Origin of the sequence: Actinomycetospora succinea (assembly GCF_004363095.1) — a bacterium.
Classification (GTDB): Bacteria; Actinomycetota; Actinomycetes; order Mycobacteriales; family Pseudonocardiaceae; genus Actinomycetospora; species Actinomycetospora succinea.
In genome coordinates this window covers 475,932-496,059 of record NZ_SNYO01000004.1, presented here as the reverse complement: position 1 = coordinate 496,059, position 20,128 = coordinate 475,932, and the positions used below count along the sequence as shown (strand labels likewise).

Below are 20,128 nucleotides of genomic sequence, written 5' to 3'. Positions count from 1 at the left end.
CGTCACGGGACCGAAACACGTGGATACGTCGCTGAGTATTGACGTGTTTTCGGGGAGGTTCCTACGGTCTGCGTGCCCCTCCACCCGAAAGGACGTCCATGGACGGCATCCACGACCTCGGCGGCAAGCACGGGCACGGCCCCGTCGTCCACCCGCCCTCCGAGCCGGTGTTCGGGTCGGACTGGGAGCGCTCGGTGCTCACCATGTTCCCGGCGATGGCCATGGCCGGGGCCTTCAACCTCGACGCGTTCCGCTCGGGCATGGAGCAGATACCGGCCGCGGAGTACCTGACCTCGCGCTACTACGAGCACTGGATGCACTCGATGGTGCTCCACGGGACGGCCGCGGGGATCTTCGACCGCGAGGACCTGGCGGCGCGCACGCGGCACTACCTCGAGCACCCCGAGGAGGAGGCACCCAAGGCGTCCAAGCCCGAGCAGGTGGAGGCGCTGGCGGGCCTCATCGCGCACGGCGACGACTACCGCCGCGAGGTCGACGCCGCACCGCGGTACGCGGTCGGCGACACGGTGCGCGTCCTGGCCGACGCCTCGACCACGCACACCCGCCGCGCCGGCTACGTCCGCGGGCACGTCGGCGTGGTCACCCATGCCCACGGCGCCTACGTCTACCCCGACACCCACGCGACCGGCGAGGGCGAGAACCCCGAGCACCTCTACACCGTGCGGTTCACGGCCGAGGAGCTGTGGGGCGCCGAGGCCGGCAGCGCGAACACGGTCGTCCACATCGACCTGTGGGAGCCCTACCTCACCACCGCCTGACCAGCACGCCCCCGAGAGGAGACAAGCGGCCATGTCGGTCGACCAGAAGATCCAGCCCGTCGAGGGTCTGAGCATGCACAGCGACGCGGAGCTCGCCGCCCGCGCCAAGGCCATGGAGGCGATCCTCGTCGAGAAGGGCCTCATCGGGTCCGACGCGATCGACTACATGTCCTCGGTCTACGAGAACGAGGTCGGCCCGCAGATCGGCGCCTCGATCGTCGCGAAGGCGTGGACCGACCCGGAGTTCAAGGAGCGCCTGCTCGCCGACGCCACGAAGGCCTGCCAGGAGCTGGGCTTCGGCGGCATGCAGGGCGAGGAGATGACCGTCCTCGAGAACACCCCGGACGTCCACCACCTCGTCGTCTGCACCCTGTGCTCCTGCTACCCGTGGCCGGTCCTCGGGCTGCCGCCGAACTGGTACAAGTACCCGGCCTACCGGTCCCGTGCCGTCCGCGACCCCCGCGGGGTCATGGAGGAGTTCGGCCTCGACCTGCCCGACAGCGTCGAGGTGCGGGTCTGGGACTCCAGCGCCGAGCTGCGCTACTGGGTGCTCCCCATGCGCCCCGCGGGCACCGACGGCTGGACCGAGGAGCAGCTCGCCGAGCTGGTCACCCGGGACGCGCTCATCGGCGTGGGTGACGTGACCAGGCCGGGGGTCTGAGCGTGCAGACGATGAACGAACGTCCCGCGCCCGAGACCAAGCCCCGCGTCGACTCCCTGGTCGACGTGCTGCCGTTCTCCGACCGCATCCCCCGCCACGACGGCGAGATGGCCTTCGACCAGGCGTGGGAGATCCGCGCGTTCGCGATGACCGTCGCGCTGCACGAGGAGCTGGGCTTCCCGTGGGAGGAGTTCCAGTCCGAGCTCATCGCGGCGATCCAGCGGTGGGAGGCGGCGCAGACGGACCTCGCGGGGTGGAGCTACTACGAGCGCTGGCTCGCGGCGCTCGGTGAGCTGGCGCAGGGCAAGGGCTGGCTCACGGGCGCCGAGCTCGACTCCCGCACGCAGGAGATCCTCGACCAGCCGCCGACGACCGACCACCACCACGCCGTGCGGGAGCCGGTCGCCGTGGTGCCGGGCGCATGAGCGCCGTCTCCCCCGACGGGGTCGTCGCCGCCGCGGCCCTCGCCGGGCTCCCGCTCGACGAGGACCACGCCGCCGCGATCGCCGCCCTGCTCGGCGCCTGGGTGCCGGCGGCGAACGCCCTGAGCACGCGGATGCAGGCGGAGTCGGTGCGCGACGTGGCGCCGGCGACGGTGTTCGGGCAGGTGGAGCCGTGAGCGAGCTGCTCGACCGCACACTGACGGAGTCCGCCCGGCTCGTCGCGGCGCGCGAGCTCTCGCCGGTCGAGCTGGTGGACGCGACGCTCGAACGCATCGCGGCGATCGAGGGGACCAACGCCTACATCTCCGTCGCCGGCGAGCAGGCCCGCGAGGTCGCGCGGGCCAGCGAGACGATGATCAACGCCGGCCACCGGCTCGGACCGCTGCACGGGATCCCGATCGCGCTCAAGGACAACATCGACGTCGCCGGAGAGGTCACGACGGCGGGCAGCAAGGTGCTCGCCGACCACCGTCCCGCGGCCGACGCCGCCGTGGTCCGCCGGCTGCGCGCGGCCGGCGCGATCATCGTCGGCAAGACGAACATGCACGAGTTCGCGTGGGGCGGGACCTCGGCGAACCCGCACTACGGCTTCGTCACCAACCCCTGGGACACCACGCGGATGCCCGGCGGCTCGAGCGGCGGCTCCGGCGTCGCGGTCGCGACCCGGGCCTGCGCCGGCGCGCTCGGCACCGACACCGGCGGCTCGGTGCGGCTGCCCTCGGCGCTCAACGGCGTCACCGGGCTGCGGCCGACCATCGGGCGGGTCAGCAACGCCGGCGTCGTGCCGCTGGCCTGGAGCATGGACACCGTCGGCCCGATGGCGCGGACGGCCGCCGACTGTGCGCTGCTGTTCGGCGCGCTGGCCGGGTTCGACCCCGACGACGCGGGCTCGGTCGAGCACCCCGTCGCCGACTACGTCGGCGAGCTCGACCGCGGCGCCGACGGGCTGCGCGTCGGCATCATCGAGGGCTACTCGCTGCACCACCTCCAGCCGGCGGTGGACAAGGCGGTCCGTGACGCGCTCGGCGTCCTCGCCTCCCTCGGCGCGCACCCCGTCGACGTCGCGATCGCCGACATCGAGGGCAACATCTCCGCGCAGCTCACGGTGGAGGCGGCCGAGCCGAGCACGTACCACCAGCGCTGGCTGCGCGAGCGGCCCGACGACTACGGCGAGGACGTGCGCCTGCTCCTCGAGGCCGGCGAGCTGCTGCTCGCCACGCAGTACCTCCAGGCCCAGCGCTACCGCGCGCTCCTGCGCCGGCAGACGCTGGCGGCGCTCGCCCACGCCGACGTGCTCCTGTGCCCGACGCTGCCCTTCACGGCCACCCCGCTCGGCGAGGTCACCGTGGAGATCGATCCGGGCGTCCCGGAGGACATGCTGTCGGCGATCATGCAGTTCACGGGCCTGCCGTCCCTGACCGGGCTCCCGGCGATCAGCGTGCCCTGCGGGTTCGACCCGGACGGGCTCCCCGTCGGCCTGCAGCTCATCGGGCGGCCGTTCGAGGAGGCGACGCTGCTGCGCGCGGCGGCGGCGTTCCAGACGCGCACGGCGTTCCACGAGCAGGTCCCGCCGCTGGTGTCCGGGGGATAGTCGCCCGCTTGTCGCGCAGGGCCTTGGCCTCGGCGCCGCCGGACCGGTAGAAGCAGACCGGTACCGGCGTGCCGACGGGCAGCCGCGAGCCATGGGGGGCGGATCGTGCGGAACCCGTGGACGAGACCCCGCGCCGTCGCGGCCGTGCTGGGCCTCGGGCTCGTCGTCGAGGCGACCCACCAGCTCCGGACCCGGGGGCCCCACACCACCGACCTGCCGATCGTCGACAACTGGCTGCACTCCACGCTGATCCTCGCCTCCGCCGGGATCTGCTTGTGGGGTGCCTTCCTGCGGCCCGCGGGGGGACCGGCGCGACGGGCCTGGTTCTGCTTCACCACGGCGCTGCTCGTCTTCGCCCTCGCCGACATCCTGTGGGTCGTCCTCTACTCGGGCAGCGGCGACGTCCCGACCCCGAACCCGACCGACCCGCTGTACCTCGCGACCTACCCGCTGTTCCTGGCGGGGCTCGTGTTCATGGTGCGCGCCCGGGTGACCGACGTCCCGTGGCACCGCTGGCTCGACGGCTTCGTCCTCGTGCTCGTCGTGGCGACGCCGGGCGTGCTGCTGGTGATCGTGCCGGTGGCGGCGACCGCCCCGCTCGATCCCCTCGGCCAGATCATCACCGTCGCCTACCCGCTCGGCGACATCCTGCTGTTCGGGGGGCTGCTGGGCACCCTGCCGCTGATCTCCTGGCGGCTCGTGGGCAGCTGGCCCTGGGTCGGCCTCGGCCTGCTCTGCTTCACGGTCGCCGACTCCGCGTACAGCCTCACCGCCGCCGACGTGGTGTCCCACGACGGGCCGTACGACTTCCTCTGGAGCGCGGGCGCGCTCGCCTTCGCGGTCGGCGCCTGCCGACCGCCCGCGGGGCGGCGCCCGCCGCGGGAGATCACCGGCTTCCCGGCGATCGCCCTGCCCCTCGGCGCCCAACTGGTCGCTCTCGCCACCCAGGTCTACGGCTGGTACGTCCCGCTCCCGCCCGTCGAGCGCCTGCTGACGATCGGGGTGCTCGCGGTCGGCATCGCGCAGGTCATCGTCTCCCGGCCGCGCCCGGCGCGGACGGAGTTCTCGGTGACCGAGACGGAGACGGAGAACGGCGAGGACACCGAGACGGAGACCGTCACCGAGTCCGTCTCCGAGGGCGCCGCCCGGCCTCCGTGATCACCACGAGCTGCGCGGGGCGTACCCCTCCCGGCCGCAGGCTGGCAGGCTGGCGCCGTGCTGTCCGGGGCAGGTGACGCGGCGCCCCTCGAGGGCGGCAGTCCCGACGACCCCGAGCTGGTCGCCTGGGCGCGCGGGCTGGGCGCGCTGCAGGAGGCCGAACGGCTCGGGTCGGTGCGCGTGGGCACCGAGCACCTGCTGCTCGCGAGCCTGCTCGACCCCGTCGCGCGGCGCCTGGCGCACGACGCCGGGATCGACTTCTCCGTCGTGCAGCGCGACATCGGCCCCCCGGTGCGCGCCGGCATCGGCGCCCGGCCCGGTCTCCTGCCGACGACCGACCAGCTGCGCCTGAGCGACGGCGCGGACCACGCCCTGCGCGCGCTGCGCGACGACGCGGCCGGCGACACGCGGTTCGACGGCTGGGTGCGTCCCGACCGCAGCACCGATCCCCGCGCCCGCAGCGTGCTGCGCCGGCGCCTGCTCGCCGCGCTGGTCGAGGGCGAGGGCACCGGAGCCGCCCGGTCGGTGCTCGCCCGCCTCGACGTCCCGCCCCACACCACCCGGCTCGTCGCCCGGCTGGCCGAGCCGGACCCGGCAGGGCCGCACTGACCGCCCGGTCGGCGAAGATGATCCCGTGCGGCGGGGACTCGGGCGGTGGGCGCGGCGGATCGGGCTGACCCTCCTCGTGCTCGTCGTGCTGCTGTTCGCCGCCTCGGGGGCCTACCTCGGCTGGGACCGGCTCCGCCCGGTCCGCCTCGACGTCGCCGCACCGGGGTTCGACGTCGACGCCGCGGGCGTGCGCACCCACGTCGAGCACTGGCCGGCCGCGCAGCCGTCCGGGCGGCCGCCGCTGGTGCTGGTCCACGGGTTCGCGGAGTCGACGTACGTCTGGTCGCGGGTCGCGCCGCTGCTCGCCGCCGACCGGGACGTCTACGCCTACGACGTGCGCGGGTTCGGGTTCACCGACCGCGTGCCGCCCTACGACCTCGCCGCCGACACCGACCAGCTCGGCGGCGTCCTCGCCGCGCTGCACCTGGAGCGGCCGGTCGTCGTCGGGCACTCGTCCGGGGTCGCGATCGCGCTGTCCTGGGCGCTGCGGGCGCCCGCCTCGATCAGCGGCGTGATCGCCGCGAACGGCGACGGCACCCCGTACTTCGGCGCCGATCGCACGAGCGCGGGCGGTGGGGCCCGCTGGGTCCTCGTCGACCCGATCGCCCCGGCCGCGGTCACCGCCGTCGTGCGGCACCGCGCCCCGATCCGCTCGATCGTCGCCGCGCAGTGCGGCCCCGGCTGCCCGACCGACGACGCGGCGATCGACCGGTGGCGCGCGCCGTTCCTCCTGCCGGGCGGCGTGGACGCGATGGTCACCGTCCTGCGCAGCCCCCTCATCGGCCTCACCGACGCGCAGGAGAGCACCGTGGCCGTGCCCACCGCGATCGTCTACAGCAGCGAGGACGGGAGCTTCGGCCGCCCCGAGGCGACGGCCATGGCGGCCCGCCTGCGCACCGACCTCGTCACGGAGCTGCCCGGCGCCCGCCACCTCGCGCTGCTCGGCGACCCCGAGCGCTTCGCCGCTGCGCTCCGCCCGGGGCTCGACGCATTCGGTGGACGGTGAGCGAAGGTGCCCATGCCGCGAACGGGTGACGGCGTTACGGTGATCGTCCACCGTCAGCGGAAGGTCCCGCGATGAACGACCTCGACGGCGCCGTGCTGCGCCGCCGGGTGCACACCACCGACCCGGACGAGGCCGTCGCCCACCAGCAGGCGTACGCACGTTTCCGCGCCGGGCCGATCGAGCGCCACGGGTTCGAGTTCTCGCTGGTCACGGCGTCCGTCGAGACGTTCGGCGTGACCCACATGCGCCATGCCGCGCGCATCGAGGCGCAGGCCGAACCGACCCCCGCCCTCACCGCCGTCGAGGTCGTCGACGGCGAGGTCGACGTCCGCGACGCCCGCGGCCACCAGGCCGCCACCGACCTGGTGCTCGCGCCGACCTGGTCGCCGTACGCCTCGCGCTGGGCGGGCCACCTGCGGATGACCACCCTCGACCTCGACGAGGTCGCCCGCGTCGGCGCCGAGGTCTCCGGCCTCGCCCCGGACGAGGTCGCGTTCGGCACGATGACCGCGATCTCGCCGGCCCACGCCCGCTGGTGGACGACACTCGTCTCCCACGTCGAGGACGACCTGCTCGCCCACGACGACCTGATGGCGCTGCCGCTGCTGCGCCGGGAGGCCCTGCAGCGGCTCGCCCGCGCGGCGCTCACGGTGTTCCCGAACAGCACGCTCGACCACGAGGCCCACGGCCGCGACTCCGGCGAGCCGGCCACGGTCCGCCGGGCGATGGCGTACATCGACGCCCACGCCGACGAGGACGTCACGGTCACCGAGGTCGCCGAGGCCGCCCGGATGGGCCCGCGCGGGCTGCAGGCGGCCTTCCGCCGCCATCGCGGCGAGACGCCCCTGGCCTACCTGCGCCAGGTGCGCCTCGAGCGCGCCCACCGCGACCTGGAGGCCGCCGACCCCGCGGGCGGCCTCACCGTCGCCGCCATCGCCTTCCGGTGGGGCTTCTCGAACCCGGGCCGTTTCTCGGCGACCTACCGCCGGGTCTACGGGTGCTCGCCCGCGGAGACGCTGGGGCGGTAGGCGCGTCCCCCGCAGGCCCGCGCGACGACGGCGTCCGCGTCGGCCGTCGCCGCGTCGCCCCGCCAGGCGACGTGCTGGTCGGGACGCACGAGCAGGAGCTCCGGTCCGGGCGCCTCGAGGATCCGCAGGTCGACGCCGCGCGTGCGGGCCGCGGCCGTGAACGCCTCGGTCGCCGCGCCGCCGGGCCCGAGCAGCGTCAGCTCCGGGCCCAGGTCGTCGTAGCGCGAGTGCCCCGGCGCGACCCAGGCGTGCGGGAGGCGGTCGCCGGCCCCCGCGGCGATCACCGGCGAGCGGTCGTGGACGACGTCGAGGACGAGGTCGAGCGCGTGGAACTCGGCCGCCTTGGTCTCCTGGATCCGGCGGTGGGCGGCGTCCCGAGCGGCGGAGCCCGCGGCGTCGTCGCGGTCGAGGTCGTCGTCGAGCAGGTCGGTCGAGAGCGTCCTCATGTTGTCCTCGGCCGCGCGGACCACCCGCTCCTGCACGGGACGGCGCTCGGCCTCGTAGCTCGCGAGCAGCTCGGGACCGCCCCAGCCCCGCAGGACCGCCGCGAGCTTCCAGCCCAGGTCGACCGCGTCGCCGACGCCGGTGTTGAGCCCGTGCCCACCGAAGGGCGGGTTGAGGTGCGCGGCGTCCCCGGCGAGGAACACCCGCCGGTCCCGGGCCCGGTCGACGAGCTGCATGCGCGCGGTCCACGGGTCGGTCGACAGGACCTCGGACGCGACCGGCACGCCCGCTACGGCGTCGACGATCTCGCGGGCCCGGGCGTGCCCGGCCTCGCGCTCGACGCCGAACGCGATGACCCACCAGGTCCCGTCCCGGTCGAGCGGACCCATCAGGCTCGGCGCCGCCGGGTTGACCGTCCAGTACTGCACCGCGGGGCCGTGGCGCACGTGCGACCACAGGCCCGGCGCGCGCACGACCATCCCGAAGTTCGGCCGCAGCGCGTGCTCGCCCTCGTAATCGGCGCCGATCTGGTCGCGCACCACGCTGCGCGGCCCGTCGCACCCGACGACGTAGGCGGCCGTGATCGTCCGGCACTCCCCCGCCCCGTCGGCGACCTCGACCCGCACCGCGTCGTCGTCCTGCGCGAGGCCGACGACCCGGTGACCGGTCGCCAGGGTGCACGGCGCGAGCTCGCCGACGACCTCGCGCAGCAGCTCCTCGAGCACGTACTGCGGCGCCTGCTGCCCGGGCTCGGCGCAGCGCCCCGGCTCCGGCGCGAGGCCGAGCACCCCGGTGAAGCGGGAGAGCTCGTGCCCCGAGAGCGACGTGCAGAAGACGACGTCCTGCGACCACGCCACCGGCAGCGGGGCCCGCTCCCGGAGCCGGTCGGCGATCCCCCAGCGCCGCAGGTGCTCCATCGTGCGGACGTTGACGGTCTTGCAGCGCGGGCGGCTGTGGGACACCTCGGTGCGGGGTTCGACGACGACGCACTCGACGCCGCGCCGGCCGAGCTCGACGGCGGTGGCGAGCCCGACCGGCCCGCCACCGGCGACGAGGACCTGTGTGCGCTCGGGAAGCACGGGGTCAGTAGACCTCGGGCAGCAGCAGGTCGGCAGGCGGGTTCTCCGGCTTGTACTTGCCGGCCCGGGCGCCCTCGTGGATCTCCTCCGGCGAGACGCCCTGCGCGCGGGCCTCGACGAGCTGGTCGGGGTCGAACCACTCGCCGATCGGGTTCTCGGCGAACTCGCGGGACGCCCAGATCCACTCCTTGGACACGGCCCAGTCGCCGAACGCGTCGAACTGGATCTCGACGCCGTTGCCCTCGGGGTCGGCGTAGTACATCGACATCGTGATGCCGTGGTCGAGGCACATGAACGGGGTGATGCCGTGGTCGCGCAGGCGCTCGTAGTTGTCGAGCCACTGGCCGAAGCCGTCGTACTCGAACGCCGTGTGGTGCAGGCCCGCGCTCGTCGGCTTGTTCACGGGCGCGTGCACGGCGGGATGCTTGATCAGCGCGATCCGGTGGTTGGCCTCGTCGTTCGTCAGCCACGCCGCGCTCTCGGCGTAGTGCACCGGGTAGAGCCCGCACACGAGCCCGTACCAGCGGACCATCTCGTCCAGCTTCAGGGTCAGGAAGGTCGCGTGGTGCAGCTTCGGCGGGATGATCGGGGCCTGCTTGTGCTCGTTCATCGGGACTCCTCTTCCTCGAGCGTCGCGACCCAGTCCAGGACGGTCTCGACGTACTGCTTCGGGGCGTGCTCGTGCATCGAGTGCGGCATCTCCGGGAACGAGCGGTAGTCGATCCGCTGCCCGGCCTCGGCCACGAGCTCGCAGGCGCGGCGGGCCTGCTGGTCGGTGGACGCCCCGACGAGGCGCCCGGTCTGCTCGTCGACGGTGCGGAAGTGGTGCGTGAACAGCACCGGCACGCGGACCGCGCGGAGCATCGTCACGTGGTCGCAGGACGCCGTCGCGGCGCCGCTGGTGAACGCGCGGCCCCACTCGGGGTCGTACTCCCGCAGGTTCTGCCCGGCGGGCGGGTAGGCGTCGGGGGCCGGCGGCGGGATCATCGACGCCATCGCCCCCAGGATCTCCGGGGGCAGCGCGGTGGGCATCGCGCGCATCAGCCCGTCCCAGTCGCCCACCTTCCACTGGTCGCCGAGCCACGTGTTCCACGCCTCGAAGACGGGCCCGATGGCCTGGCGGATGCCCGGCCCGACCGCCGGCGCGGTCTGGCACGCGAACACCGGCGGGTCCTCCCACACCGCCGCCCGGATCTGCCCGGGCTTGGCGAACGCCGAGAGCCACGCCGAGAGCACCCCGCCCGACGACATGCCGCTGACCAGCGTCGGGCGCCCGATCACCAGGTCGATGAACCGCTCGAGGTCGTGGCCGAAGATGTCGATCGTGTACCGGCCCGGCGTCCACGTGGAGCGTCCCTGCCCGCGCAGGTCGACGGCGTGGACGTGGAAGTGCTCGGCGAGCAGCGGCATCGCGCCCGCGTAGCCCCACCACGACTCGGACTGGCCGGGGATCAGCAGCAGCGGGGGCGAGGACGGGTCGCCGGCCGTCGCGTAGTTCATGCGGATCTCGCCGAGGTCGACGAGGTGCTCGTCGAACGCGTGGGAGACGAAGGTGTCGCCGCGGTCGGCGGCCTCGAGGGGCGCGGTCACGAGACGAACCTGTGCTGCATCTGGCCGATCCCGGCGCACCAGGTGACCAGCTCGTCGCCCTCGCCGAGGAAGCGCGGCGGGGTGCGGCCCGCGCCGATGCCGGCCGGGGTCCCGGTGAAGACCACGTCGCCGGGCAGCAGCGTCACGATCGCCGAGAGCTCGGCGACCAGGTCCGGCACCGAGAAGATCATCGCCCCGGTGCGGCCCTTCTGGACGCTCTCGCCGTTGACGAGGCAGCCCAGTTCGAGGTCGTCGGGGTCGAGGCCCGCCGCCCGGAGCTCGTCGACGCTGACGAGGGCCGGGCCCATCGGCGAGAAGCCGGGGTAGGACTTGCCCATCCCGAACTGCGGGGGCGGGGCGGCGAACTGGGTGACGCGGTCGGAGAGGTCCTGGCCGACGGTCAGGCCGGCGACGTGGTCCCACCCCTGCGCCGCCGGGATCCGGTGACCCCCGGTGCCGATCACGGCGACGAGCTCGACCTCCCAGTCGACGTTCCCGGGCGAGAGCCGGATGTCGCCCGCCGGGCCCGCGAAGCTCGACGCGTACTTGGTGAACACCAGCGGCGTCGTCGGCAGCTCCATGCCCGACTCGGCGGCGTGGTCGCGGTAGTTCAGGCCCACCGCGAAGACCTGCGGCGGCCGGGCAGCGACGGGGCCGAGGGCACCCGCGCCCAGCGGGACGGCCGCGGCGAGGTCCGCCGACGCGGCCCAGTCGCGGAACTCGTCCCACCGGTCGTAGACGGCCTGCGGGTCGGCGGCGAAGCGGCCGTCGCTGGCGCGCTCCACGTCCAGGCCGCGGAGCCCGCCGGCCGACTCCGGGTCGGGCTCGACCAGGGCGAGCCGTCCCGCGTGATTGGCGATGCGCACGTGTGTCCTTCCTCAGACGAGAGCGGTGACGCCGTCGGTCAGGCCCAGCAGGGCCCGCCCGTACACCTCGGTGGAGATCGCCGGGCTGATGACCGCGTGGCGCGAGGCGACCTCGGAGTCGCGCCAGATCCGCTGCAGGGGGCTCGTCTCGGCGAACGAGCCGGCGCCGTGGGCCGAGACCAGCGTGCGGATGGCCTCGCGCGCGTTCTCGATCGCGGCGCCGGTGTCCATCCGGACGCGGGCCCGGGCGGCGTAGTCGGGGTAGACGCCGTCGGCGGCCGCCTGGTCGATGTCGGCGGCGGCGCGGTAGGCGAACAGGTGCGCGGCGTCGACCAGCGAGGCGGCCTTCGCCACGGCGAGCTGGAAGGTCGGCGCGTCGGTCTGGACGTCGTAGAACGTGTAGGAGACCGAGCGCTTCGGCGCCTTCTCGATGACGAGGTCCACCGCGGCCTGGGCGAGGCCCAGCTGCGGGCCGGCGAGCACGAGCGCGGCGACCGGGACGAACGCCGAGCGGTAGAGCGCCTCGTCGTCGTGCTCGGTGCCGTAGCGCCCGCCGATCGCGGCGGGGATCGACAGCACCCGGTGGGAGGGGATCAGGACGTCGCGCGCGACCAGCGTGTTCGACCCGGTGCCGCGCATGCCGGCGACGAACCAGGTGTCCTCGATCGTCAGGTCGCTCATGGGCACCAGCGCGAGCCCCTGGTCGACGACCTCGCCGCGCTCGTCGGGCACCGGGAAGCCGACCACGGCCCACCGGGAGTGCAGGCAGCCCGACGCCCAGCCCCACTTCCCGGTCACCCGGTAGCCGCCGTCGACCTTCGTCGCCTCCGCCGACGGGGCGAGCACGCCGGCGATGCGCGCCTCGGGCGTGCTCTCCCAGACGTCGCGCTGGGCCTGGTCGGGGAAGAGGCCGGCGAAGAACGAGCAGACGTTCATCAGGGTCGTGACCCAGGACGTCGACCCACAGCCCCGGGCGAGCTCGCGGGACACCTCGAGCTTGGTGCGCATGTCGGTCTCGAGGCCGCCGAGGCGCCGCGGCTTCATGATCGAGAAGAGGCCGGCCTCGTCGATCAGCGCGATGTTCTCGTCCGCGACCCGGCGGTCCTCCTCGGTGCGGGCGGCGTGGCGCGCGAGCACCGGGACGATCTCGCGGGCCCGTCCGACGAGGTCGGCCCGCAGGGCGCGGGCGGCGTCGGACGTGCCGGGGCGGTCGAGCGAGTAGTCGGACATCGCCGAACTGGTCATGGGCTGCACCTCCGCATCGCCGGCCACCTCGACGTGACCTGGCCCACGACTGGACGCTAGAGCGCTAAGTTATAAGATGTCAACGCACGCTACGATGCGTCGCGTGCCGGACCTGGAGGGGGTGGCGGTGGACGGTGGCGTGCGCTCGGTCGCGTCCCGCAAGGCGTCGGCGGTGGACCTCGTGCTGCACGAGATCCGCCGCTCGATCCTGTCCGGGGAGCTCCCGCCGGGGCGCCCGTTCACGGTCCCGGCACTGACGGAGCAGCTCGGGGTGAGCCACGTGCCGGTGCGCGAGGCGCTCCGGCAGCTCGAGGCCCAGGGTCTGATCACGCTGAGCCCGTCGCGCAGCGCGATGGTCACCCCGCTCGACCCCGACGACCTGCGCGCGATCTACCGGCTGCGCATCACCGTCGAGCCCGAACTGGCCGCGCTCTCGGCGAAGGACCGCACCGACGACGAGATCGCCGGCCTCGACGCCCTGGTGCGCGAGACGTTCGGCGAGGTGCTCCAGGAGGCGTTCTGGGCACCGCACCGCAGCTTCCACGCCGCGATGATCGAGCCGGCCGCGAGCGACTGGGACCGGCGGATGCTCGCCCCGCTCTGGGACGCCTCCGAGCGCTACACCCGCCTCGTCTTCGACCCCGTCGAGGCTCCCGAGTCGTTCGCGGAGCACCGGGCGCACGCCCACGACGCGATCGTCGACGCCGCCCGCTCGCGCGACCCGCGGCGCGTGGGCGACGCGGTGCGCGAGCACCTCGAGGACAACCTCGCGACGATGCTGCACGAGATGCGCACCCTCGATGCCGTGCGCCGGCAGCGGTGGAGCGGGACCGGCGCCTGAGGTCTACGCCGGCGCGCCGAACAGCTCGTGCACCAGACCCAGGGCGTCCTCCGGCGCCGTCGCCTCGAGGACCAGGGGCGGGCCGAGGTGCAGGGTGAGCGCGAAGAACCGGCAGCAGTCGACCTCCGCGGCGGCCAGCTCGGCGAGCGGGCCCGGGCGCACCTCGGGGCCGAAGGTGAGTCGCACCCCGCCGGGGACGGCGGCCCGCGCGGTGATGCTCGCCAGGAGGTCGCGCCACTGCGCGAGACGGGTGTCGCGGTCGGCGGCATCGAGGGTGCAGGCGATGGCCGCGTCCTCCTCCGGCAGACCCAGCAGCGCGCACGACGGGTCGCACGGCCCGTCACCGTCGAGCGCGTCGAGCTGCGCGCGGGCGCGGGTCAGCCGCTCCTGCAGGGCCGCCAGCGAGCCCATCCGCTCCCGGGTCTCGGCGAGTCGCCCTGCGAGACGGGGGATCAGCTCCTCCTGCACGTCGGCGCACTGCGCGTGCTGCCACGGCTCGAGCAGGTCGCGGATCTCCGGCAGCGGCAGTCCCAGGCCCTTCGCGGTGCCGATGAACGCGAGCCGCTCGACCGCGACGTCGTCGTAGAGGCGGTAACCCGCCAATGAGCGCCGCGCGGGCAGCAGACCCTCCTGCTCGTAGAAGCGCACCGTCGAGGCCGGCACACCGGTCCGCCCGGCCAGCTGCGACACCGTCAACCCGTCCACGCCCGCGACGCTAGACCCGGAAGTCGGCTCCCAGGTCAAGCGCTGCGCAGCACTGATCGCGGTCTCGGTGACGAACCCCCGCGGATCTGCGGGGGTTCGTCACCGAGACGCCGATCATCGCCCGGCCACGTCACGGGGACGGCAGGCTCGCGACCTCGTGGCGCCAGGCGGTGTCGTGGGTGAAGCCGCCGCCGAGGTCGGGCAGCTCGGCGAGGTCCTCGGGCGGCAGGTCGCGCGGGATGCCGCCGGCGCGGGCGACGGCGAGCGTCATCGCCGCGAGGGTGTCGACGCTGCGGGCGCGCAGCACGGCCTCGGCGACCGAGGCCCCGGTGGCCGTGAGGCCGTGGCCGCGCAGGATCACGACGGGCCGGTCGCCGAGCGCGGCGACCATCTCGCCCGCGAGCGCCCGGTTCCGCACGAGCACCGCGCGCGGGTACACCGGGACCCCGCCGGCGGCCAGGTGCGCGCCGGGGATGTCGAAGGCGCCGACGATCGGGCGCACGGCGAGCCCGGCGAGGTCGGCGGCGACGGTGTCGGGCGGGTGGGCGTGGACGACGGCGGCGACGTCGGGCCGGGCGCGCAGCACCTCGGTGTGCAGCGGCAGCTCGTTCGGCACGGCGTACCCGTCCGCGCCGTCGACGATCTCCCCGTCGAGGGTCACCAGCCGCACGTCGGCGGGCTCGGTGAACGCCAGCCCGCGCTCCCGCGGGCCGCGGCAGCGCACGAGGCAGTGCTCCTCGTCGATGCGCAGGCTGACGTGCCCGAGCACGCCCGGCGCGAGCCCGCGGTGGGCCAGCACGCGGCAGGCGGTGGCGATCAGCGCGCGCCGGTCGTCGAGGCTGCTCACCCCTTCACCCCGATCCCCCCGTCGGGGTGCACGACGTCGCCGGTGATCCCCCGCGAGCGCTCCGAGGCGAGCGCGACGTAGCTCCAGGCGTGGTCCTCGGCGGTCAGCGCCACCCCGAGCGGCACGCGGGCGGCGAGCTCGGCGGCGCGGTCCGGGGTGTCGGCGAGGCGCCGGTCGGCCTGGCCGAGGCTGGCGGCGCCGCGCAGGTCGGTGTGCACCGTGCCGCCCGGCGCGACGGCGTTGACCCGCACCTCGGGCGCGAGCTCGTGCGCGAGCGCGGTGACCAGCCCGCGGACCGCGAACTTCGAGCCGACGTAGAGCACGCCGCCGCGGCCCGGGTAGAACGACGACGTCGAGGCCGTCAGCACGACGGCGCCGCGGTGGGTGCGCAGCTGGTCGAGCGCCGCGCGGACCCCGTGCAGGTGGCTCTTGACGTTGACCGCGAAGACTTCGTCGAACGCCGCGTCGAGGACGTCCGGCTCGATCTCGGCGAGGCCCCGGTAGAAGTCGAAGATCCCGACGCAGCTGACGAAGAGGTCCAGCCCACCGAACGCGGCGACGGTCGCGGCGACGGCGCGCTCGTTGTCGGCGCGGGTCGTGGCGTCGCCGGTGACGACGGGGACACCGGTGCCCCGCAGCGCCTCCGCCTTGGCGGCGTCCTTCTCCAGCGCCGCGACCCGGGCGCCCTCGGCATGGAACGCGTCGACCACGGCGCGCCCGATGCCCGACCCCGCGCCGACCACCAGCGCGCGGCGCCCGGCGAGCCAGTCAGTCATCGTCGTCGGTGAACAAGGGCCCGTACGGGTGGCCGATCATCGCCGAGAACACGTCGTCGGACTGCCAGGTCAGCGCCTCGAGCTCCAGCGGGCACAGCGACACCCACTGTCCCGACCGCGGCGACTCGATGAGCAGCCGCGCCCCGTTGCGCGTCTCCACCTTGCGCACGCGGACCTCGGCGAACTCGTTGCCCAGGACGATGTCGTCGGCGCTCACAGGAAGATCGCCAGGTTCTGGGTCCGCAGCACGGACTCGTCGACGGACACCGTGCGGCGGGCGAGCATCCAGTGCCCCGCCGACGGCGCGCCGCGCGTGGGGTCGCGGCGCAGCACGTCCTCGCGGCCGGCCGAGATCAGCGAGGGCTCGCGCACGTCGCCGCGGCTGCGGAAGAGCAGCACCGCGGACTCGACGACCACCTCGTCGTCGGTGTGGTCGAGCGGGAACGTCCGCACGTTCGACACGTGGTGGCGCAGGCGCGAGGGCGGGTCCTCGGTCCACGCGTGCTCGGTGGCGAAGCGGGCCACGCGCCGCGAGAGCGAGTAGTGGTCCTCGTCGAAGTGCGCCATGCCCGGCGCGGTGTCGAACCCCGCGCCGCGCGCCGTCGAGACCCGCACCGGCATGACGTAGCGGATGTCGGCGGTGAGCAGGGACATCCAGGTGTCGTAGTCCTGGGTGTCGAGCAGGGCGGCCTCGTCGACGAGGAACTGGTGCGCCTCGAGGTGGCGGGGGTCGCCGAACGGGAGGCAGCGGGCGATCGTCCGGGAAGCCGGGGCGGTCACGACGTCCCCCCGAGGTCCACGGTGCCCTCCTCCGGAGGGGGCGCCTCGAGCGCGTCGGCCCAGTGCCGCAGCATGGCGCGCTGGTTGTACTCGCCGAACCCGACGTACGCGACGCCCGGCCCGGAGAAGTGCGCGAGCGGCGGCGACACGGGCTTGTCGTCGGCGAGCAGGCCCATCCGGCTGTTGAGGCGCAGGCGCCGCGCCATCGAGCCCGCGGCCGTCGACGTGATCGACACCCAGTTCTCGACGTCGTCCTGCTCGAACATCCCGGTCGACCCGAAGCACATCAGGTACGCCTTGTACGAGAGCTCCTTGAAGCGCTGCGGGGCGTTGCGGTCGACCGCGAACCAGGAGAGCACCTCGGTCTCGTCGGCCGACACCGGCTGCCACTGGCGCAGCGAGATGAACGGCGTGACGTCGTCGGACTCCGTGTCCTCGACCTTGGGCCAGTTGTGCACCAGCGACAGGTTCGGGAACGCCGACGCCGCCGAGACCATGAAGCCGTCGTCGCCGACCATCGCCAGGTGCGCGTCGCTCCACGTCGCGCGCATCCGGGCGATCATCTCGTCGGGGTAGCCGACGTAGCGCAGGCGCTCGTCGAGGGTGCCGGGCGGCAGCTTGTACGTGGTCCCGCCGCCACGACCCGCCCAGTAGAGCGCGCCCTCCTTGCGCTTCGACGCCTTCGGCTCCCGGAACAGCCCGATCTCCACGACGCTCGAGTGCGTGTGCGGCGTGTGGTAGCTGTCGCCGGCGAAGTTCTCCGCGCCGATCTTCCAGTTCGCCTTCACCCGCCAGCGCTGCGGGCCGACGAGCTCGATGCCCTCGGCGCTCTGCTGGGTGTAGAAGTCCAGGTAGAACGCGAAGTCGCCGAGGTACTCCCGCAACGGCGGCGCCGCCGGGTCGAGGCTGACGAAGATCAGCCCGTTGTACGTGTCGAGCGACGGGGCGGGCAGCAGGGTCTGGCCCTTCTTGCGGAACCCCTCCTCGCCGCCGTAGGCCTCGCCGTGGAACGGCAGCCCGACGAGGCGGCCGTCGTTCTTGTACGACCAGCCGTGGTACGGGCAGCGGAAGTGCGACGCGTTGCCCATCTCGGCCCGGCACACCTGCATGCCGCGGTGCAGGCACATGTTGAACATCGCGCGCACCGCGCCGGACTCGTCCCTGCTGACGATGAACGAGTCGTCGACGACGCGGCGCACGACGTAGTCGCCCGCGTGCGGGATCTCCGACTCGTGCGCCAGGAACATCCAGGCGCGCCCGAAGACCCGCTCCTTCTCGAGAGCGAAGATCTCGTCGTCGTTGTAGATGTGCGCGGGGATCATCCCCTGCCGGACGTCCTCGAGGACGCTCGCCTGGTCCCGCATCCGGAGCTCCGTTTCTGCTCAGCAGATAGCCTCTCCTCTGAGTAGAGGTTGAGGGACCGGAGGTGGACGCGTCAAGGCACGGGCCGGGCTCAGACCAGCAGCGCGTCGATCTCCCGGGCCGCGTCGCGGACGGCCTCGAGCATCGCCGACCAGCGCGGCTCGCCGAGGCGGCTGACCGGCCCCGAGGCGTTCACGGCGTGCCGCGGGGTCCGGGCGGCGGCGAGCGCGACGGCGATCGAGCCGACCCCGTCCTCGCTCTCCTCCTGGCTGGTGGCGTAGCCGGCGCGGCGGATCGCCTCGAGGTGCTCGAGCAGCTCGGTGCGCGTGCCGATGGAGTGCTCAGTCATGCGCTCGAGCTCCTCGGACGGGTAGAGCGCGCGCACCTCGTCGTCGGTGAGCGTCGCCAGCATCGCCTTGCCGTTCGACGTGCAGTGCGCCGGCACCGACCGGCCCAGACGCCCGCCGACCCGCAGCGCCCGGCTGCTCTCCAGCGAGTCGATGAAGTGCACGTGGTCGCCCTCGAGGCGCCCGAGGTGCACGGTCTCCTCGAGGGTGGCGTTGAGCTTCTCGAGGACCGGGCGCGCCTGGGTGCGCACGTCGAGGCGGCGCAGGATGCCGAGCGCGACGTCGTCGAGCGACGGGCCGGGCACGTAGCTGCGCGTGGCCGCGTCCTGCCGCACGAACCCGCGGTACTGCAGCATCGCGAGCAGCCGATGGGCGGTCGAGGTGGCGACCCCGAGGTACTGGCTGACGTCGGTCAGCCGCAACCGGGGCTGGTTCCCCATCAGCAGCAGCACCTTGAGGGCGTTGTCCACCGAGTCGATCGGGTACTGCGGCGTCGACCCGAACTCGGGTGCCGGCGCGGCGCGGTCCATGCGGCGAGCCTACGGACTGTCTGCTGTGCAGAAGACGATCCGGCCGGGTGGTGTCAGGCCGCGGGCAGGATGAACGCCACCCAGCACACCACCGGCGCCACCACGATGAGCGTCAGCCCCCACGCCAGGAGCGTCCGGAACACCTGTGGCCTGCCCTCCTCCGGCGCGTTCGCGAGCGTCAGCGCGCCGACCGAGCTGAAGGGCGTCGAGTCGACGACGGTCGCCGAGATCGCGAGCGCGACGATCACGCCGGCCGCCCCGATCTGCCCGCTGAGCAGGAACGGCGCCGCGAGCGGGATGAGCACGCCGAGCAGGCCGGCGCTGGACGCGAACGCCGAGGTGGCCGCGCCGACCAGGCAGAGCAGGAACGCGATGAGCAGCGGCACGCCGAGCCCCGAGATGCCGCGCCCGACCGCGTCGATGGTGCCGTAGCGCTCGAGGGCCTCCATGTAGGTCACGACGCCGCAGATCAGGAGCACGACGCTCCACACGATGCGCTTGTCGGCGCCCTTCACCCGCTCCGGAAAGGCGAGGTGCAGCAGCGCGGCACCGAGCAGCGCGAGGAACCCGATCTCCGCGCCGAACACCAGCGCGCCGACCGCGACGGCGACGACCACGGCCAGCGAGATCCACTGGTCGACCCGCAGGGCGGTGCGGTCCTCCGTGGTGGTGCCCGTGGCGGTGGAGCCGGCCGTCGCCGTGGCGACCGACCCGTCCGGACGCGGCGGCGCCGGCGCGGCACCGGGCCCCGATCCCGCCGCGGCGACGGTGTCCTCCACGGAGCCCTCCGGCACCACCGTGCGGCGTTCGCGCCACAGGCGCACGCCGCCGAACAGCGCGTACGCGACGGCGCCGAGCACCAGGTTGGTGACGAGGTTGCCGAAGAACAGCTGGGCCGGGGCGACGTCGAGCCCGGCCGCCCCGGCGGCCCGGTTGACGATCACCGCGAGCCCGTTGAGCGGCGAGAAGTTCCCGGCCGAGGAGCCGTGGATGACCATGAGCGCGGAGAGCCGGCGGTCGATGCCGTAGCGCTCGCCCAGGCCCATGCACAGCGGGGCGAGCATGGCCACGCCGGCGGGTCCCAGCGCGCCGGCCATCGTCGGGATCGCCGCGAACAGGAAGATCAGCCAGGGCACGAGCGCGGGCCGGTCGCCCAGCAGCCCGCAGGCGCGGTCGAGCAGCCAGCCGAGCGTCCCGTTCACCGTGACCAGCCCGAACAGGTAGGTCACGCCGACCAGCAGCACGAACAGGTCGGGCGGGAAGCCGGACAGCAGGTCGTCGACGCCCTCGTGCGCCACCAGCGTCCCGACGAGGAACGTGGCGATGAGGGCGAGGACGCCGATGTTGACCGGCCGCAGCGTGCCGATCACGAAGACCAGGACGAGTCCGAGGATCCCGATGACGTGGACGGACACGGTGATCACTCCCGTTCAGCAGAAGG

General features: G+C 74.0%; 23 protein-coding genes. 10 read left to right on the top strand and 13 right to left on the bottom strand.

Going from position 1 to position 20,128, the window contains the following annotated elements; all coding sequences use genetic code 11:
- The first annotated feature begins 98 nt into the window (after positions 1-98).
- The 9 genes from nthB (at position 99) to EV188_RS17490 (ending at position 7,275) form a co-directional block, all read left to right on the top strand.
- On the top strand, positions 99-779 hold the full coding sequence (gene nthB / locus EV188_RS17530; RefSeq protein WP_133827539.1) for a nitrile hydratase subunit beta: 681 nt from the start codon (positions 99-101) through the stop codon (positions 777-779).
- A gap of 31 nt (positions 780-810) precedes the next feature.
- Positions 811-1,440, top strand: a complete 630-nt coding sequence (gene nthA, locus EV188_RS17525) for a nitrile hydratase subunit alpha (RefSeq protein ID WP_208114244.1) — start codon at positions 811-813, stop codon at positions 1,438-1,440.
- Positions 1,441-1,451: 11 nt separating this feature from the next.
- Positions 1,452-1,865 (top strand): nitrile hydratase accessory protein, encoded by a 414-nt coding sequence (locus EV188_RS17520; protein ID WP_243741778.1) that lies wholly within the window; start codon positions 1,452-1,454, stop codon positions 1,863-1,865.
- Complete coding sequence (locus EV188_RS17515) at positions 1,862-2,059, top strand: hypothetical protein (RefSeq protein WP_133827537.1); 198 nt, start codon at positions 1,862-1,864, stop codon at positions 2,057-2,059. Before EV188_RS17520 ends, EV188_RS17515 begins: the two co-directional genes overlap by 4 nt.
- Positions 2,056-3,474 carry an amidase gene (locus EV188_RS17510; protein WP_133827536.1) on the top strand — a complete coding sequence of 473 codons (1,419 nt, stop codon included), beginning with the start codon at positions 2,056-2,058 and terminating at the stop codon, positions 3,472-3,474. Before EV188_RS17515 ends, EV188_RS17510 begins: the two co-directional genes overlap by 4 nt.
- A gap of 105 nt (positions 3,475-3,579) precedes the next feature.
- A complete protein-coding gene (locus tag EV188_RS17505; RefSeq protein WP_133827535.1) occupies positions 3,580-4,632 on the top strand; it encodes a hypothetical protein in 1,053 nt (350 codons plus the stop codon).
- Between the two features lie 57 nt (positions 4,633-4,689).
- Complete coding sequence (locus EV188_RS17500; protein ID WP_133827534.1) at positions 4,690-5,241, top strand: Clp protease N-terminal domain-containing protein; 552 nt, start codon at positions 4,690-4,692, stop codon at positions 5,239-5,241.
- Positions 5,242-5,266: 25 nt separating this feature from the next.
- Entirely contained in the window at positions 5,267-6,247 is a 981-nt protein-coding gene (locus EV188_RS17495) for an alpha/beta fold hydrolase (protein ID WP_166659935.1), read from the top strand.
- A gap of 71 nt (positions 6,248-6,318) precedes the next feature.
- A complete protein-coding gene (locus EV188_RS17490; RefSeq protein WP_133827532.1) occupies positions 6,319-7,275 on the top strand; it encodes a helix-turn-helix transcriptional regulator in 957 nt (318 codons plus the stop codon).
- Here EV188_RS17490 and EV188_RS17485 read toward each other — a convergent pair.
- The 5 genes from EV188_RS17485 to EV188_RS17465 are packed head-to-tail and all read right to left on the bottom strand — an operon-like array spanning position 7,239 to position 12,499.
- The gene (locus tag EV188_RS17485) at positions 7,239-8,798 is read right to left on the bottom strand and encodes an FAD-dependent monooxygenase (RefSeq protein WP_133827531.1); all 1,560 of its coding nucleotides are present in this window, start codon (positions 8,796-8,798) and stop codon (positions 7,239-7,241) included. The two genes, EV188_RS17490 and EV188_RS17485, sit on opposite strands and share 37 nt — an antisense overlap.
- Positions 8,799-8,802: 4 nt before the next feature.
- The gene (locus tag EV188_RS17480; RefSeq protein WP_133827530.1) at positions 8,803-9,408 is read right to left on the bottom strand and encodes a VOC family protein; all 606 of its coding nucleotides are present in this window, start codon (positions 9,406-9,408) and stop codon (positions 8,803-8,805) included.
- Complete coding sequence (locus EV188_RS17475; RefSeq protein ID WP_208114243.1) at positions 9,405-10,388, bottom strand: alpha/beta fold hydrolase; 984 nt, start codon at positions 10,386-10,388, stop codon at positions 9,405-9,407. The genes EV188_RS17480 and EV188_RS17475 overlap by 4 nt, the downstream gene beginning before the upstream one ends.
- On the bottom strand, positions 10,385-11,254 hold the full coding sequence (locus EV188_RS17470; protein WP_133827529.1) for a fumarylacetoacetate hydrolase family protein: 870 nt from the start codon (positions 11,252-11,254) through the stop codon (positions 10,385-10,387). The genes EV188_RS17475 and EV188_RS17470 overlap by 4 nt, the downstream gene beginning before the upstream one ends.
- Positions 11,255-11,266: 12 nt before the next feature.
- Positions 11,267-12,499 carry an acyl-CoA dehydrogenase family protein gene (locus EV188_RS17465; protein ID WP_243741777.1) on the bottom strand — a complete coding sequence of 411 codons (1,233 nt, stop codon included), beginning with the start codon at positions 12,497-12,499 and terminating at the stop codon, positions 11,267-11,269.
- A gap of 103 nt (positions 12,500-12,602) precedes the next feature.
- Between EV188_RS17465 and EV188_RS17460 the strand changes: the two genes are divergently transcribed.
- Entirely contained in the window at positions 12,603-13,340 is a 738-nt protein-coding gene (locus tag EV188_RS17460) for a GntR family transcriptional regulator (protein ID WP_208114242.1), read from the top strand.
- A gap of 3 nt (positions 13,341-13,343) precedes the next feature.
- Here the strand turns inward: EV188_RS17460 and EV188_RS17455 are convergent, their stop codons facing one another.
- The 8 genes from EV188_RS17455 to EV188_RS17420 form a co-directional block, all read right to left on the bottom strand.
- Positions 13,344-14,045 (bottom strand): MerR family transcriptional regulator, encoded by a 702-nt coding sequence (locus EV188_RS17455; RefSeq protein WP_243741776.1) that lies wholly within the window; start codon positions 14,043-14,045, stop codon positions 13,344-13,346.
- Between the two features lie 130 nt (positions 14,046-14,175).
- Positions 14,176-14,892 (bottom strand): 3,4-dihydroxyphthalate decarboxylase, encoded by a 717-nt coding sequence (gene phtC, locus EV188_RS17450; RefSeq protein ID WP_133827527.1) that lies wholly within the window; start codon positions 14,890-14,892, stop codon positions 14,176-14,178.
- A complete protein-coding gene (gene hcaB / locus EV188_RS17445; RefSeq protein ID WP_133827526.1) occupies positions 14,889-15,668 on the bottom strand; it encodes a 3-(cis-5,6-dihydroxycyclohexa-1,3-dien-1-yl)propanoate dehydrogenase in 780 nt (259 codons plus the stop codon). The genes phtC and hcaB overlap by 4 nt, the downstream gene beginning before the upstream one ends.
- Entirely contained in the window at positions 15,661-15,885 is a 225-nt protein-coding gene (locus EV188_RS17440) for a hypothetical protein (protein ID WP_243741775.1), read from the bottom strand. Before EV188_RS17440 ends, hcaB begins: the two co-directional genes overlap by 8 nt.
- Positions 15,882-16,448, bottom strand: a complete 567-nt coding sequence (locus EV188_RS17435) for a 3-phenylpropionate/cinnamic acid dioxygenase subunit beta (RefSeq protein WP_243741774.1) — start codon at positions 16,446-16,448, stop codon at positions 15,882-15,884. Before EV188_RS17435 ends, EV188_RS17440 begins: the two co-directional genes overlap by 4 nt.
- Positions 16,445-17,812 carry a Rieske 2Fe-2S domain-containing protein gene (locus tag EV188_RS17430; protein ID WP_133827525.1) on the bottom strand — a complete coding sequence of 456 codons (1,368 nt, stop codon included), beginning with the start codon at positions 17,810-17,812 and terminating at the stop codon, positions 16,445-16,447. The genes EV188_RS17435 and EV188_RS17430 overlap by 4 nt, the downstream gene beginning before the upstream one ends.
- A gap of 89 nt (positions 17,813-17,901) precedes the next feature.
- The gene (locus EV188_RS17425) at positions 17,902-18,687 is read right to left on the bottom strand and encodes an IclR family transcriptional regulator (protein WP_133827524.1); all 786 of its coding nucleotides are present in this window, start codon (positions 18,685-18,687) and stop codon (positions 17,902-17,904) included.
- A 53-nt stretch (positions 18,688-18,740) separates the two neighbouring features.
- Positions 18,741-20,102, bottom strand: a complete 1,362-nt coding sequence (locus tag EV188_RS17420; protein ID WP_133827523.1) for an SLC13 family permease — start codon at positions 20,100-20,102, stop codon at positions 18,741-18,743.
- Positions 20,103-20,128 lie beyond the last annotated feature (26 nt).